The sequence below is a fragment of the Paenibacillus sp. FSL R5-0701 genome (assembly GCF_037973995.1).
Taxonomy (GTDB): domain Bacteria; phylum Bacillota; class Bacilli; order Paenibacillales; family Paenibacillaceae; genus Paenibacillus.
In genome coordinates, this window is record NZ_CP150230.1 from 1,714,202 (window position 1) to 1,729,392 (window position 15,191).

General features: G+C 38.8%; 18 protein-coding genes. All 18 read left to right on the plus strand.

Going from position 1 to position 15,191, the window contains the following annotated elements:
• The first annotated feature begins 53 nt into the window (after positions 1–53).
• Positions 54–1,442, plus strand: a complete 1,389-nt coding sequence (locus MKZ13_RS07910) for a hypothetical protein (RefSeq protein WP_339183105.1) — start codon at positions 54–56, stop codon at positions 1,440–1,442.
• Position 1,443: 1 nt separating this feature from the next.
• Entirely contained in the window at positions 1,444–1,749 is a 306-nt protein-coding gene (locus MKZ13_RS07915; RefSeq protein ID WP_339183107.1) for a WXG100 family type VII secretion target, read from the plus strand.
• Positions 1,750–2,157: 408 nt separating this feature from the next.
• Entirely contained in the window at positions 2,158–2,763 is a 606-nt protein-coding gene (locus MKZ13_RS07920; protein WP_339183109.1) for an oxidoreductase, read from the plus strand.
• 207 nt (positions 2,764–2,970) lie between these two features.
• Positions 2,971–3,387 (plus strand): hypothetical protein, encoded by a 417-nt coding sequence (locus MKZ13_RS07925; protein WP_339183111.1) that lies wholly within the window; start codon positions 2,971–2,973, stop codon positions 3,385–3,387.
• Between the two features lie 127 nt (positions 3,388–3,514).
• The gene (locus MKZ13_RS07930; protein ID WP_339183113.1) at positions 3,515–4,201 is read left to right on the plus strand and encodes a hypothetical protein; all 687 of its coding nucleotides are present in this window, start codon (positions 3,515–3,517) and stop codon (positions 4,199–4,201) included.
• Positions 4,202–4,332: 131 nt separating this feature from the next.
• Positions 4,333–4,641, plus strand: coding sequence for a hypothetical protein (locus tag MKZ13_RS07935; protein ID WP_339183115.1), 309 nt, complete (start codon positions 4,333–4,335; stop codon positions 4,639–4,641).
• A 20-nt stretch (positions 4,642–4,661) separates the two neighbouring features.
• On the plus strand, positions 4,662–5,141 hold the full coding sequence (locus MKZ13_RS07940) for an SRPBCC family protein (RefSeq protein ID WP_339183117.1): 480 nt from the start codon (positions 4,662–4,664) through the stop codon (positions 5,139–5,141).
• A gap of 575 nt (positions 5,142–5,716) precedes the next feature.
• Positions 5,717–6,265 carry an SMI1/KNR4 family protein gene (locus tag MKZ13_RS07945; protein WP_339183119.1) on the plus strand — a complete coding sequence of 183 codons (549 nt, stop codon included), beginning with the start codon at positions 5,717–5,719 and terminating at the stop codon, positions 6,263–6,265.
• A 549-nt stretch (positions 6,266–6,814) separates the two neighbouring features.
• Positions 6,815–7,219 (plus strand): DUF4279 domain-containing protein, encoded by a 405-nt coding sequence (locus MKZ13_RS07950; RefSeq protein WP_339183121.1) that lies wholly within the window; start codon positions 6,815–6,817, stop codon positions 7,217–7,219.
• Between the two features lie 39 nt (positions 7,220–7,258).
• Positions 7,259–7,489: a hypothetical protein gene (locus MKZ13_RS07955; RefSeq protein WP_339183123.1), complete on the plus strand. Its 231-nt coding sequence runs from the start codon at positions 7,259–7,261 to the stop codon at positions 7,487–7,489.
• Positions 7,490–7,571: 82 nt separating this feature from the next.
• A complete protein-coding gene (locus MKZ13_RS07960; protein WP_339183125.1) occupies positions 7,572–8,207 on the plus strand; it encodes an AAA family ATPase in 636 nt (211 codons plus the stop codon).
• Positions 8,208–8,310: 103 nt separating this feature from the next.
• Positions 8,311–8,685, plus strand: coding sequence for a hypothetical protein (locus MKZ13_RS07965; protein ID WP_339183127.1), 375 nt, complete (start codon positions 8,311–8,313; stop codon positions 8,683–8,685).
• Positions 8,686–8,795: 110 nt separating this feature from the next.
• Positions 8,796–10,595 carry a serine hydrolase domain-containing protein gene (locus MKZ13_RS07970; protein WP_339183129.1) on the plus strand — a complete coding sequence of 600 codons (1,800 nt, stop codon included), beginning with the start codon at positions 8,796–8,798 and terminating at the stop codon, positions 10,593–10,595.
• A gap of 18 nt (positions 10,596–10,613) precedes the next feature.
• The gene (locus tag MKZ13_RS07975) at positions 10,614–10,787 is read left to right on the plus strand and encodes a hypothetical protein (RefSeq protein WP_339183132.1); all 174 of its coding nucleotides are present in this window, start codon (positions 10,614–10,616) and stop codon (positions 10,785–10,787) included.
• A 296-nt stretch (positions 10,788–11,083) separates the two neighbouring features.
• Entirely contained in the window at positions 11,084–12,709 is a 1,626-nt protein-coding gene (locus MKZ13_RS07980) for a serine hydrolase domain-containing protein (protein WP_339183134.1), read from the plus strand.
• A gap of 360 nt (positions 12,710–13,069) precedes the next feature.
• On the plus strand, positions 13,070–14,026 hold the full coding sequence (locus tag MKZ13_RS07985) for an IS30 family transposase (protein WP_339183136.1): 957 nt from the start codon (positions 13,070–13,072) through the stop codon (positions 14,024–14,026).
• Between the two features lie 360 nt (positions 14,027–14,386).
• The gene (locus tag MKZ13_RS07990) at positions 14,387–14,566 is read left to right on the plus strand and encodes a tyrosine-type recombinase/integrase (RefSeq protein WP_339183138.1); all 180 of its coding nucleotides are present in this window, start codon (positions 14,387–14,389) and stop codon (positions 14,564–14,566) included.
• Positions 14,567–14,802: 236 nt separating this feature from the next.
• The gene (locus MKZ13_RS07995) at positions 14,803–15,093 is read left to right on the plus strand and encodes a hypothetical protein (protein WP_339183140.1); all 291 of its coding nucleotides are present in this window, start codon (positions 14,803–14,805) and stop codon (positions 15,091–15,093) included.
• The last annotated feature ends 98 nt before the right edge of the window (positions 15,094–15,191 follow it).

Genomic DNA, 15,191 nt, shown 5'->3' on the forward strand with positions numbered 1-15,191 from the left:
AATTATCACTAGTTTACATAATCATATTGAAATGTTCAATTCAGGAGGTACTTATGCGGAACGATTACATTAGCGATGAGTTGTATAAGGAAATATCTGACTTAGCCTACCAGAAAAACGTTACTGCTGGAACATCCCTTACGGAGGAGGGTGATTATGCACAATGGAAGGTCATTGAACCTGAAGGTGCTAAGCTCCACAATAAAGTGTCGGGTTTTGATTCCGTCATCCTCCACAACAATCAGACGAATCAGATTGTCATCGGTTACCGCGGAACGGAGCCAGATGGGAGCTGGCTTGGTAGAGCGGCCGATTACGAAACAGATGTGTTCGATGTTTTAGGTGGACGTACCAGAGAACTGGAGGATGCCGTAACTGATCCTAATCATCATAACATTTTCAAGAAAAGTTTTATTCAATCCATTAAGGACGATATCGATTGGGAGAACAACCAATTTCATCAGGCGGAAGTACTTTATGAACAAGTCAAAGCAAAATATCCTGACGAAAGTATCTCTCTTACGGGACATTCGCTTGGAGGTGGTTTAGCGCAATATGTGGCAGCGCGACAGGATTTGTCGGCCATGACATACAGTGCTCCGAGTGTAACCAATCTGCTGGACGATGCAAGCTTGGCGAAAGTGAACGAAGGTTACTATGATAAAAAAGTGGTAAACATCGTTCAGCCAAACGATTCAGTAGGTGCAGGAGGACTTTTTGAATATGACAGACATGTTGGCAGCACGTACTACAAAGGCCAGGATTTTGACTCGGCCAATGCGATGTACCAAAACTGGAGGCTGCAATTCCAGCTCATGGTACCGATTAGTCCGATGGGGCCCAGCGGCCCGTTAGTAACATACAATTTCCCAATTGATATCGACCTAGACAAGTTTCAGGTCGGTAATATTGTTCGATTGATGGACTCGTTTTCCAAGGAAGAAGGCAAAGGATATCACTCGATGAACCAGTATCAGTTTGATGAACAGGGAAACTTGGTCGGTCCACTTATCGATCGCGCCACGGGGAAACAAATTGACATCTCACCACGCTGGAATGCTTATCAGGAATCACGGATGGCTTTGTCAAACCTCGTTGGAGGGTTTGTGGCTCCCTTGATTGCGGCTGTATCCAATGGAAAGTCAGGTCAAGGTGGTGGGACAATCCGACTAACGCCGGAGGAATTGGCACAGGCAGCCAAGGAAATGCGCCTTAGTCTGAGCGGGTTTTCCAATGATGCACAAGCTTCCATCCGAATGTTCGAGGCTTATACTTCCACAAGTGAAAGCCATTCCTTCACGTCAATCGCTTACGAAGCTACGGCGACACTGGAACGAATTAACCGTTGGTATCAGGAATCCATCAGCGAGATTGCCGAGTACATTGAACGCAAGCACGAAGATTTCGTTCAAGCAGACCAGTTCTTAACGGGAGGTAATTGACATGGGAAGAATATCGGTATCTTTATCCGATCTGAGAAGAGCCGTTCAGCAATGTGAGCAGTTGCAGAAGCGCTTAGTGCAGCAGGAGCAGAAGATGCGTTCATTACATAGTAGACTGGAGCAAGATTGGGCAGGAAATGCTGCCACAACGCTAGGATTCAAAATGCAATCTTTCCTGAACGGGACATCCAGCCGAATGGATGAATTGGAGACGCATAAAGAAGCATTGCGACGATACATTCACAGGATGGAGGAAGCTGACCGTTTGGACTTCAGAGACCGGAGGGAGCACAGCATGCTGAGCTGAGATATTCGAACAGTGGTATGCAGATTCTGCTGCAACAAAGATCGGCACAGGGTTGTAATGTAGAAAGCCTGAATGTCAATCCACGAAGTTATGACATTCAGATGATGTGGCGAAGCGATACGCTCTACCTTTTTTAAAGTTGATAGGTTCCAAATGCATCGGAAGGTCTTCGGATTCCCTATGGGATGAAGAAGGACCTTTTTGTTTTATTACTATAATGAAAGGTTCCACTGCGTACTCGCATTCTGTAAAACCCTGCATATATTCATCGTATTTAAAGCTCATTGGATCGATTGGATAAGGGGTTGAGTAAACTAATAAATCTCCTTTATTCGCCAATTTCCTTTCGTAAATGTAACAATATGGGTTATCATATACGTAGTTCAGGCACTAGTAAGAGGTGATTCAATGAGAAAAAATGCTGCAATAATTGTATTAATAGTTGGATTGATAATAAGCATGTACTTCAACTATCAATTCAAAGCGTACAAAGACAATCAAGAAGTTGAATACACGGTTAAACTAAATCATGGAACTGAAATTGGTATAAAAGAATCAATCTATAATTTAGATAATGTGATAAAAAGCTTAGAGGACGACTCTTCGAAGGAAACAGTCATACATGCCTTAGGAAATGTGGCGGTAACTTTGAAAGTTGGTGAAGAATCATTTGTATTTCTGAATTCCGACTTCAAGGAAGCTCAATTATCATCAACCGATTTAATCTATAATGTGTTTAAAGATATGTATACGTATATAAGTGTTGAAATCACAGACGACATTTTATCGAATAAGGTATCGCTAGAAAAAGAATCGAGAAATCAACTGATTAAGGATATTGGAGTGCTTAAACGAGATTTGGAGTATATCGATAGTCAATTTAACGAGGATATTCTGAAAGAACAAAGTCCTAAGTGGATTGAAAACAAATGGAAAGAGTTAATTGGAGAGATTGTAAATAGAAATGCGGATTATAAGTTATATGAAAGAATGAAAACGAAATATAATTTATAAGTATTTCTTGTAAGGAAATTAATATCTTAATAACAACATATCTACGCCGTGTTGCTTTCACTTCTTGCTCTATAGAGGATATTCGAAGAAATGGAGTCAGCAGGTAACCATGCACTACCTTACTGAATTGCGGCAAGTCGCTGGACTCTTAAGGGTAGTGAGGGTTTGTAGATACAAGTTATCAATAAAACTTTTTGGGGAGAACTGATGGAACCATTACAGATTATCAAAACGCCTCCATACTTTAAGATTCTAAATTGTAATATCACGAAAGTTTTAGATGAATTACTAATAGAAGATAATTCTATTTTATTTTTAGACATTTACCATGAAGAAGATCTCGATACCTACTTATCTAAAAATAAAATATTAAAGTTAGATAATGTGATACAAATTATCGATAATTCAAATAAGATGAGTTTTATACCATATATCAAATCGAAGAAAGATTTATTAGATCATTATAGGTACCAAGACTGGGACTTTTCTTGTATTGTCTTTGATAAAAATTTTAAGTGTCTTTTCTACATAAGAGGGATAGATGATGCAGGAGAGAATGGAATTAGAATAAAAGAAATGGAGCCCAACCTATATAATAAATACTTTTTAAATTATCAAGATTAGAAGGTAACTCTTACGAAGGCGAGAGCTAATGTGAAGTGATTTGAAGAGATGTTGAAAGAATGTATGGTATAACGATGCATTACCGCTGATTCACGAAGTTAAGTGAAAGACTATAAGGAGGGATATAATGAAGCTTTTTCGTGGAAAAGAAGCCTTAATTCAAGGGACTGATCTTATAAAACCTTCAATAGATACGCCTCTTGGAACAATTGAACTTTCTCTTGCTGTCTCCAGCGAATTTTATCTTCCTAGTCACTGTGCTCAGCTCAAACATGGCGGATCACTCTACCAATATTACTACGACTCGTTTGATTGCGAGTTAGTGCTCTGTAATCTGAACCATAATCTTTCTTCACCTCAGGTAGTAGAGGAATGCTGGGGAGCCGTATTTAGAATCAAACCCAATACACATTATCGAGTAAGCACATGTAGCTTTTCTGCTTCGTGGAAAGAGGGATACAGCTGGGAAGATTACGGATCTGACACGGGAGAAAATCTTGAAGCTGTCGAATATGAGAATGAACAGTACCGCTTACACATAGGAACCCAAGAAGAACCACTGATAATGGGAAAAAGAAACCAAGGTGATATGATTCCTAAATCTCTTGCTTTGAACTCTGCTTTTGAGAAGTATAGTTTTGTCTTACATTCTGATCAAGGCATTGAAGTATCTATGACAGAGATTGATTCCCACCAGATATGCCAAGTACATTTTTTAATAGCGTGGAAGAGAAAAATAAAAGAGGATATTTCTACTTGGTTAGCTGTAGACCAGCCTACGAAAGAAATCTTAAAGGGAGAAGATATTTGGTAAACTATAAACGAAAATAGTATATAAAGAACAAGAGATACATCCTTGATCAAGTAGTGGGAGAAGTGTGGTACTTTACCTATATATATAGGATAAATTTTGATATACGTCTAAGGTAGAAGGAGAGAATGTAAATGAACAACATAAACTCTCATAATTGCAATCTAAATATAAGATATGACCTGCCTGATGAGGTGTGGGCTAAAGTTTCTAAAGTATATGAGCGGATGCCAGGGTGGATTGGTTATAAAAGTGGAATTCCGTATTGGTTTGGAACTGAAGAGGATGATGTTTTCATTGAAGCATCCGTTGAGCCTAGTGGATTATCATTTTATGCACAGATGAATAACGATGATTGGACTTCATGGATAGAAACGTTCAAGTTGGAAGCGTCAAAAATATTAGGTTTTGATGTTGGTGAACCTGAACATGGATATATGTGATGAAAAAGGAGGATGAACAGGTGAATGAATATGGTGCATTACTTGAGTCAAACGGTCGGTATGCTTTGAGGTTTGAACGATTTCTTCATCATAATCCAGAAGATGTTTTTCTTGTGATCACGAAGCCTAATTCCTTCGCCCAATGGTATCCTTTCTCAACAGGAAAGATGGATCTCAGACTTGGTGGTAAGATTGCCTTCGATGATGGTGAAGGAACGACATATGAGGGGATCATTACTGAGCTAGAGAAGCCATATGTATTTGGTTTCCGTGAAGTTGATGATCAGGTTAACATTTCATTGCAGAAAGAAGATAAAGGATGTCGAATGATCTTTACCCATACGTTTAACGATGATTCATGGGCAGTGAATACCGCAGCAGGATGGCATAGGTGTCTGGATGTATTGGTCCAAATCATCAATGGTAAACCCATTAAGTGGCATGATAACTCAACTGAGCTGCGTGAAATCTATAGTGAATTATTCAAGATAAAAGATTAACAGAATTAAAAAAAGTTATTTCTATATAACACCCTACCTCAACGTTGATCAGCATAGTGGGGTGTTATCGTGACTAAGGATTCGTGTATACAGATTAGTTATCTGAGACCGACAAGATGGGGAGGAAATAAAGATGATAATAGGACTATACAGAATCAAGGGATTAATTACGCTATAGACTGTAATCGATTAGATGCGATAATATTTCCTGGTTATATTTGGGGATATATGCGCGAAAGCAGGTCATCCGTCTATTGCCATTCCAGTGTTTAATTCGTATAGCTATTCTTTCCAATAACGAACGAAGCATCGCAAAAACCAGTATTCAGCTACCGTGATACGATAATTAACGATAACTACAGATGAGGGTATCAAAGAATACGATGACATCCGATAACACAGCATTCCTACTGTGGGCATACGCCCTTGATCGCTAAAAAGGATTTTCAAGCGGGTTATTAAGGCGATACATTCAAACAGCTAAGTCTAACGACCCGTTCCCTACGGTCACTTAAGCTGCTTGAACGTCAGAAATGCCAAACGTTATACAAAATTGCCGAAAGGATTGATGGACGTTGATTCAAGGAGAATTAATTTATAAAACAATAGACTCTTTAAAGAAAAGATTAGAAAATAATAAATTACTAGAACTACAACTTCATGAAGGTTATTTAACTCAAGCTACCTGTCAGTTTAATGAAGCAGCAGATGAAAGTGATTTATTGGAATTCCAAAGGAAGTTAGGGTATAAACTTCCCAATGATTATCTTAACTTTTTGAAGATAACCAATGGTTGTTCATTATTTGACCATCCGCAATACGGTGGAGAATCATATTTATATAAGTGGCAGGGTATTGAAGAATCAACGTACGAGGAACCAACTGATGGGTACTTAAAGATAGCCTATATATATCAAGATAATATAATAATTGATCTGAAAGCATATAACCAAGGCTCAAATAATTACTTAAAGGTTAAGGGGCACATAGATCATTTTCATGAGTCGAGACCCTTGAATATGAACTTCGAGTTGTGGTTCGAACGATTTATTATCAGTCAAGGAGATAAGTTTTGGGAATGGTCAATATATACGGCAGAAAATTATTATAGATTAAGAGGATAAAATATTGAAGGAAATTTCTGAGGAGTACTTTCAAACTAGAGGATTCGTGAATACAGGAATGTTATGTGGAATTGTATTGAAAGAGTTGGAGTAGGTGAGTTCAGTGGTGGAGAGGAAATTTAAAAGTCATTTTTTTTATATTGTTCTACTGTCAGTTCCATTTGTAGTAGGAGAGATTTTACTTTTATTAAAATATCCTAACACCGGATTAGGCAGGATTATAAGCTTGCCCATGACCTTTATGATGAATGGTGTGATTATTCTGATCTCATCTAGTTTAGTTTATTATTTGCTTAAATACACCAGACTTAGAGTTGTTGGGCGAGTTATTCTAGGATTAACGATATGTTTAACACTTATCGTAACAGTGTGGTTGTATCCACAGGATTCATCCAAACATATTTCAAAAACCATAGTAGAAGATATTAAGAATTTATGGATTAAATGAGGAATTCGCTTGGTATATATTTTCTGATTAATTATTATTTCTAAAGAATCCATACATCAATTCTTAAAGAGGTGAATCTCCTGAAAGACAAAACCGAAGTAATGGCCTATTTTAGTTTGTTTGGAGATGAATTCGATCCGAATCATGTAACTTCAATACTTAAAATTGAACCTACAAATACGGCTTATAAAGGCGATATAATCAACAAAAAGCAGCGAATAAAAGAAACATCTTGGACATTAGGTACGGATTATGAAGAATCATTAGATGTAAATCACCAATTAACAAAAGTAGTCGATGTATTAAGAAACAAAGTAAAAGAGATCAATTCGATTCGGATTGAACATCGATTAAGTACGAAATTTTTCATTGTAATAAGAATAGTAGAGGGGAAAACTCCTGCTCTTTATTTCGATTCTGATTTTATTGAATTTGTTAATATGATTCATGCTGAAATTGATGTTGATTTGTATGCAAATCCATATAATGATGAAAAATTGGAATAAGAAAATAAAGTTGTTTTCCTTAAAGGAGGATCTTAAATAATGAGAAAACGACATTCTATTGAAAAAGCGGAGTGGTCAGAAACAAGAGAGAACCAGTATCACAAAGACTGCAAGGATATGGTATTTGCATTTGGCGATAGACTCATTGAAGTGGATGGCACGGTTTATTTGAAACGAAAAGAAGTCCCAATTAAGGTAATAAAACCTCTTAAACGAAAAACATTTTGGTATGAAACATGGCTAAGGATCAAAGAAATCTACAATACATAGTCTAATATAAATTCAACATGATCGCTTAAGAGCCAGTGAAGGTTGATTAATCATTTGGTGAGTAATATCTGGAGGTAATTGAATGACGATAATTTGTCTCGAAGGTGCCAGTTCTGTAGGTAAAAGTACTACTTGTCAGCAGTTCGCTACACAATATGATGCATTTATTGTTCCAGAAACAGGGTTCCTTTTTGAATCTCCTCAACTTGAAGGTAAGGAACTTATGATGTGGTTACTGGAGAGACAAATCGATAGATGGCATATAGCATATGAGAAGAATCAACAACATGAGTATGTGATTTTGGATGGCGATGTATTTAAGATTTGGTACAGCTGGATATATGGTTCTGAGCACCTATCTTTAGATGAGACAGCGAACTTTTTTAGAGAGAAGTTATTGGAGAATGAAATATCATTACCGGATGCTTATGTACTATTCTGGGCAGAAGAAGATGAACTGCGCAAGCGAAAGGAGATGGATCAGACAAGATCTAGAAGAAATTTTGATAAACATCTACGCATGATTGAACCTCAAATGAGATACTTCCATTATCTTAATGAACTGGTACCAGGATATGTGGGGATTCATAAAGCAGAGACTGTAGCAGATAATATACATCATATTGTAAAGCATAGCGAGACATTACCGGACATAAAAAAACGCGAGAGCGAGATCTTTGATAGAGTAATTGATTTTTACAAGAGTACAACTCCTTAATCTTAGTGTGGCTTTTGATATCAGATCTCACAGCTACTCTAGCTGTGTCTTGGAACTGAACAAATACTGCGAACCAAGGAAAAAGAAATATGCGAGGTGAGTTATGGGCGTAAGAAAAAAATATAAACGTAAAATCGTTCGCTCCAATCGATTATTTTATTGGTATGTTGAACCGGATATTGACGATGAAGGGATAATCAAATTACATATCGTTTCTGAGGATAAGAAGTTAATCGTCACTTATGAAGTGGGACAACACAGTATTAGGAACAAGACTCCATTTATAGTCATCATCGGAGAAGAATTCGAAGGCTGGACAACAGAATATATAGGATTCAGAAGAGTACTCACACCGAAATGGAGCGATGAGATCATCACGCCAAAATTGATAGGTGAAATCATTGATTGGTGCCTCTTGAAAGATAAAGAAACAAAAGTCGTTAATTGGAAAGGTGAAATTCTCCCACTTCTCTCCTGAATGGAGTGTAATTACATTGGAGAAATAAATTAGATTCGTGGACTCTTTTGAAAACGTATACGTGGAAACAAGATTATGTAATCAATATTTAAATAAAAGGAGAGTAACTAATGCAGATTAATCGTGGATATCACACTGTTAACAAAGTAATCGCTTGTGTTCTGTCATTCATATTTATCATTATGGCAATAGCGGTACCTGCTCACGCTGAAGAGAAACAGGTTGAGACTACACCATCCAGGATTCCTTTATCCAAGTTAGAGGAAACGATTGATGCTTATGTTGCCTCGTATGAGAAGTACACCGCTGCCGTTTCGGTTGTGGCTATTAAAGATGGTGAAACCATTGTGAATAAGGCATATGGTTACGCAGATATTGAGAATCAGCGAAAGGCGGATACCTCTACTGTGTTTGAATGGGCTTCCATCTCGAAACTGTTGGTCTATACGAGTGTGATGCAGCTTGTTGAACAAGGCAAGCTTGATTTGGAGACGGATATCCAAGAATATCTCCCAGAGGGATTCTTCAAAAAGCTGAAATACGATGAACCGATTACCCTATTGAACCTGATGCATCACAATGCGGGTTGGGAAGATCAAACAGTGACCGAAGTGTATTATTACGAAGAAAATAAAAATTATAATTTAGGAGAAACGTTGCGTAAAAATGAACCGAAACAAATCTATAAACCGAATAGCGTTGTCGGTTATTCAAACTATGGCGTTGGACTAGCTGGTTACATCGTGGAAGTGGTAAGTGGCCAACCTTATTATGAATATGTTAATCAACATATTTTTGAACCTCTTCGTATGAACGACACTACGGTTCATCCAACAGGGCAAGATCGTCCAGACCTTGTGCAAAGAAGGAATGAGGTTGAAGGGTATTCGAAAGATTTGAAACTGATCCCTGAGAACAGAGTATACGTAACGTTCTATCCTACAGGGGCAGCTATCGGGACAGCAGAAGATTTAGGGAAATTCCTTGCAGCGCTGATGCCTGTCGATGATAGCCATGTATTATTTGCGAAGAGGGATACGTTAGACGCAATGTTGTCAACAAGTCTGTATTATGACGGGACTTCGATTCCGCGATTTGCGCATGGGTTCGTTGAGATGGAATACTGGGTACCTTCACTGATGCACGAGGGGAATCTGAAAGGGTTCTCAAGTAAAGTTGTCTTTGATCCCGCATCTAAATTTGGGATGGTCGTCATGACAAACCAGTCTTTTGAGGAAATTTATTATTATGGACTTATTAAAGAAATTTTCGGTGATAACGTCAATTCTAATATCATTACTTCGGAGGGAGGAGGATATTTTCAATCCACACGACGGCCTGCCTCTAGATTTACCGATTTATTCAGGCAACTTGATATAACAAAATTTTCAAAAGCTGAGTTAAGTAGTCTTTATAATGTGGTCGAGCATAATGGCGTTGTTGAGAAAATTTCCTTCACTCCTTACATGGATTACTTGCCTGTATCGAATTTGAAGGTGAACTTGATTGTAATATCTTTTATTCCTGTCATACTAGCCATCCTTTTCAGTGTGACTGCTTTGCTCGTCTATTGTATCCGGATGCTACTTTACAAACTAAATAAACGAGGAAATCCTCGGATAGATTTTAATAAATATCATCTTGCAATTAATGTTGCAGGTGCGGTACTTCCTCTTAACCTTTTAATCATACACACAAGACTTCCAAATTATCCCGCTCATTCTTCGATACGAATTAATTTAATGTTTAATCTACTTTATGTGGTTCTAGCAGTGGTGTATCTTGGTTTGCTTATGTATAAACTGCGTAAGAACAGTTATAGCAAAAAGCAAAAGGTGATGTACATTATGTCTGGCATCTCGGCGTTCATCTTGGCTGCTTTTATTGTGGGATGGAATTTGTATGTTTAGAGTGTTGTAGAAAATACAATGTCCTATAGAATAGGAGTTCAATCTATATTGAATATCGGGTACATGGAAAGAATAATTCGCCTGAATGGATACTGGGATATTTCTGCAAATGACTGGGATGAGTGGTCTGGTTTTACTGAAGAACAAATCAAAAGCAAGACTGATAACTCGGAGAACGACAAATTATCTTAGTAAGCGCTACTTAACAAAGGAACGTTGTCTGAATTCTATAAAACTTATAGATCCATGAAATGAGTGATCTTATGAACATATATAATGAGATTACAGTTATTTTTAATGTTAAAGGAGATTAGCTAATGCAAATAGATCGAAGGCATCGCTATGCTAACAAATTGGTCGCCTGTGTTCTGTTATTCGTGTTTCTCATTATGGCATGCGGGGTACCTGTCTATGCTGAGATAGAGAAAGTGGAGACTACGCCTTCCAGAATTCCGTTGTCTTCGCTAGAGGAGACGATCGATTCCTATGTGGCTACGCATGAGAAAAACACCGCTGCCGTTTCAATTGTGGCTATCAAGAACGGGGAAACGATTTATAGTAAGGCCTATGGCTATGCAGATATTGAGCAACAGAGAAAGGCGGACAGCTCTACTGTTTTTGAATGGGGTTCCGTCACTAAACTGTTGGTCTGGACGAGTGTAATGCAGCTTGTCGAGCAGGGAAAGCTTGATCTACATACTAATATTCAGGAATATCTACCGAAAGGGTTTCTAAAGAAGCTGGAGTATGATGCCCCCATTACGCTATTAGATCTTATGAATCATCAAGCGGGTTGGGAGGATAGGATGCTTGAGTTATGGTATCTATCCGAGAAGCAAGTTATGGATCTGGGAGAAACATTGCAAAAATTTGAACCAAGACAGATCTATGAACCGAGGAGTGTATTTGCTTATTCAAACTATGGTGTTGCTATGGCTGCCTACATCGTAGAAGTGCAGAGCGGACAACCTTTTTACGAATACGTGAATGAACATATATTTAAACCACTGGATATGAAAGAAACTACGATTCATCCGTCACATCAAGATCGTCCAGACCTCGTGCTGAGAAGGGATCAGATTCAAGGCTATACTGCTAATGCCGAACTCATCCCCAAAACCAAAGTATACATGAACATATATCCTGCAGGAGGTGCCATGGGCACCGCAGAAGATGCAGCAAAATTCCTAGCAGCCCTGATGCCAATCAATCGTGGTAATTTATTATTCAAGAACAAAGAAACCTTAAACGAAATGCTGTCAACCAGTCTGTATTATGATGGAACTTCTATCCCTCGAATCGCACATGGATTCATTGAGGTAGAGTACTGGACACCTGCACTGGAACACGGTGGGAATACATTGGGGTTTTCGAATAAATTGATCTTTGATCCTAAATCTAATTTTGGGTTAGTGGTGATGACCAACCAGTTCGAAGAAGAGGTATATTGTTTCGGTCTTGTCCAGAAATTGTTTGGGGATAATTACAGCTCTAGCTCTGTAACCTCTGGAAATGATGGATATTATCTCACTACACGACGTTCCGGTTCTGGATTTACGAAGCTCTATTCGATTCTCTTGCTGAAAAAGTATTCCACATTTGATCTTAGTAACTTCACCAATGTTGTTGAGAAAGATGGTGTCGTTGAGAAGGTCTCCTTTACTTACAATGATTATGTACGTGTATCAAGCTCAACGATGATCTGGATCATTGCCTCTTTAATAGCTCTTGCAATAGCCATCGTATTCAATTTGAGAGCTGTGATTGGCTATTTTATCCGATTATGTTTTTACAGATTAAAAAAATGGGAAAGACCCGGGACAGGGTTTGATAAATATCATGTTGCCATTAATATTGCAGGTCTGGCATTCCTACTGAATACTACAGTACTAGCCATGCGAGCATTGAGTTTAAACGCCTCTTATTCTTCATTACGAATTCATCTCATCTTTAACCTGATTTATGTGATTCTAGCTTTAGCATATCTTGTCTTGCTAATCTACAAACTGTGGAAGATAAGTTACAGCAAAAAGCGAAAGGTTGTATATATCATGACTGGAGTGTCGGCTTTCCTATTTGCTGCTTTTATTGTAGGATGGGATTTGTACTTTTAGAAGGGCACTCATGAAGATGTATTGGAGTGAAAGACAGCAGTTCCTCATCGGGGACCGCTGTCTTTGTGTTTATATTCTCTTTGGCTTTTGAAGAAACTGTAAATGACCACTAGAATATTCAATAATAATAGACCTATATATCCATCTGTTAACTTTGTACGTTCAATCCACTTGTTCACTAACTCTCCAGAGAGAGCTTGTTTTCCTAAATATTTATTTATATCATTCGGATGGATTTCATCTATATGACGGATTGTAATATGAAGTGCGACACCTACTGGATAAATAAAAAATGGCCCATGGCCGGATTCGTGTAGAATGAAGTCACCACAACACCATTCACACAAGGAGAATCCAACCATGAGCTACAGACATCTTAGCATAATCGAACGTAGCAAGCTAGAAGTCCTCCACAGACAAGGTAGAAGCTCAAGAGCCATTGCGAAAGAACTGGGTAGGCATCCATCGACGATTTGTCGTGAGTTAGATCGGGTGACTTCATCACATCCTTATCAGGCAGAACAAGCTCAGAATGCTTATGAGGAGCGTCGTAAGGCCTCAGTCTCTCCCGGGAATTGGTCCGATGCCTTGGCTGCTTCACTGGAGGAAAAATTGGAGGCAACGTGGTCTCCGGAACAAATCACCGAACGTTTCCGCATCGAAGGGCGGGATGCAGTCTCTTTCAAAACCATCTATCGCTGGATCTATGCAGGGCGCCTGGTTCGAGGCGTATTACAGGTTCTTCGGCATAAGGGGAAGCGTCAGAAACCCACAGAAACGCGCGGTAAATTCGCTATTGGAAGGACTATTTCAGATCGCCCAAAAGAAGTCCGTTCCCGTGAAACATTTGGGCACTGGGAGCTGGATACCGTTGTATCGGGTCGTGGGAAAAGTAAAGGCTGTGTAGCGACGTTGATTGAACGCAAGACACGTTTATATACTGCTGTTCTCATGCCTGATCGCACCGCTTTGTCGATGGAGATTGCGCTCGGTGTAGCGATCTCACAGTATCCCACGGGAACCTTCCTCACAGCAACGGCTGACCGAGGCAAGGAGTTTGCATGCTATGCCCATCTGGAAACCACCCATAACCTACACGTTTATTTCGCTGATCCATATTCATCCTGGCAACGTGGTTCCAACGAGAATGCGAATGGATTGCTTCGAGAGTTTTTTCCTAAAGGTACCGATCTCGCGAGGGTTTATGATGATGATCTCGCCCATTCACTCGATCTAATAAATCACAGACCACGAAAATGCTTAGGTTGGAAGACCGCTCACGAATCTTTCGCAGAAGAACTGTCGCACTTGGTTTGACAATCCGTCATATATATAAGTGGAAACTCCATGCTGTTGGAAGAAGCAGCTAGCGGCGGATAGAACTCTACCCATTTCTGACCTGCCCATCGATCATACTTATAATGAAAGTCTGCGCTGGATTCAAGATTATCCCACCTGAGAAAACCCAATATGATTAGAATACTAAGTGTAAAGATGCTAAATATTAACTTCTTGTTATTCAAATATACCCCATCCTTAAGTGTGTACTACTAACAATATCACTGTGTGAAAACAATTTTATCATCCGTGTATATTCTATCAGCATTTTCCGTTATCTGTAAGTAAATTAATTCAATGAAATGCTAGTAAGTAAAAAACCAATCGATCAAAGAATCGTTGCAGCAGGTTTTCGAAGAAGCTAGACAGCGTGCAGGGATTGCAAAAAAGGTGAGTATTCATGCGCTGAGACACTCCTTCGCCACTCATTTGCTGGAAAACGGGAAAGATCTACGGTACATCCAGGTGCTACTCGGTTATACGTGTGCACGAACAAACCCAGCGCTATACGCATGTTAGTATGAAAAATATTCATCGTATTCAAAGCCAATCGGATCATATGGATACGGGGATTGAGCATCCCTATAATTCTCCCTTTTTCACCAAATTTTTCTTCGCAAAAATCACCGTATAGGTTATCATATACGTAGTTCAGATATCAGGCAGGAAGTGTGGTATTTACGAAGTACATAGATTAGGTGTTATCGGAAATCGGACAAAGAGACTATAGAAAATGAAAAGAGTGAAATTACATTATGGGTGTAGCTGTAAGTTTCAAATTACAAAAAATCATAGATGGCAAAGCGACTTATAACTATGGCTTGAACTTCAATAATTTCGAAGGGGAAATAGAAATAGATTTAAGTGAAACAAGTAACTCTTTAACAGAAGATGAGAATCGAGCAAAAATTAAAGCAATCTTAATTACTCCTTGTAATGGGGAATGGTCAAATTCTGGTCTTGCACTTAGAGTAGTTTCAAAAATTTATAGGAGCTACATAAAGGAACAAAAGTATATTGAATCGGGAGGACACTATGCGGGATAATTAGTGTGCATGTTATCCACTGAAGTGTCCGGCATCCGATAACAATATATTCACGCTTCGGACATCCGTCCTTGGCCCGGCATATGCCGGACACCCGA

Bases quoted from the DNA above. Each gene is read 5' to 3' on its own strand.
- MKZ13_RS07910 (WP_339183105.1), top strand. From the start codon at position 54: ATGCGGAACGATTACATTAGCGATGAGTTGTATAAGGAAATATCTGAC.
- MKZ13_RS07915 (WP_339183107.1), top strand. From the start codon at position 1,444: ATGGGAAGAATATCGGTATCTTTATCCGATCTGAGAAGAGCCGTTCAG.
- MKZ13_RS07920 (WP_339183109.1), top strand. From the start codon at position 2,158: ATGAGAAAAAATGCTGCAATAATTGTATTAATAGTTGGATTGATAATA.
- MKZ13_RS07925 (WP_339183111.1), top strand. From the start codon at position 2,971: ATGGAACCATTACAGATTATCAAAACGCCTCCATACTTTAAGATTCTA.
- MKZ13_RS07930 (WP_339183113.1), top strand. From the start codon at position 3,515: ATGAAGCTTTTTCGTGGAAAAGAAGCCTTAATTCAAGGGACTGATCTT.
- MKZ13_RS07935 (WP_339183115.1), top strand. From the start codon at position 4,333: ATGAACAACATAAACTCTCATAATTGCAATCTAAATATAAGATATGAC.
- MKZ13_RS07950 (WP_339183121.1), top strand. From the start codon at position 6,815: ATGGCCTATTTTAGTTTGTTTGGAGATGAATTCGATCCGAATCATGTA.
- MKZ13_RS07955 (WP_339183123.1), top strand. From the start codon at position 7,259: ATGAGAAAACGACATTCTATTGAAAAAGCGGAGTGGTCAGAAACAAGA.
- MKZ13_RS07960 (WP_339183125.1), top strand. From the start codon at position 7,572: ATGACGATAATTTGTCTCGAAGGTGCCAGTTCTGTAGGTAAAAGTACT.
- MKZ13_RS07965 (WP_339183127.1), top strand. From the start codon at position 8,311: ATGGGCGTAAGAAAAAAATATAAACGTAAAATCGTTCGCTCCAATCGA.
- MKZ13_RS07970 (WP_339183129.1), top strand. From the start codon at position 8,796: ATGCAGATTAATCGTGGATATCACACTGTTAACAAAGTAATCGCTTGT.
- MKZ13_RS07975 (WP_339183132.1), top strand. From the start codon at position 10,614: ATGTCCTATAGAATAGGAGTTCAATCTATATTGAATATCGGGTACATG.
- MKZ13_RS07985 (WP_339183136.1), top strand. From the start codon at position 13,070: ATGAGCTACAGACATCTTAGCATAATCGAACGTAGCAAGCTAGAAGTC.
- MKZ13_RS07995 (WP_339183140.1), top strand. From the start codon at position 14,803: ATGGGTGTAGCTGTAAGTTTCAAATTACAAAAAATCATAGATGGCAAA.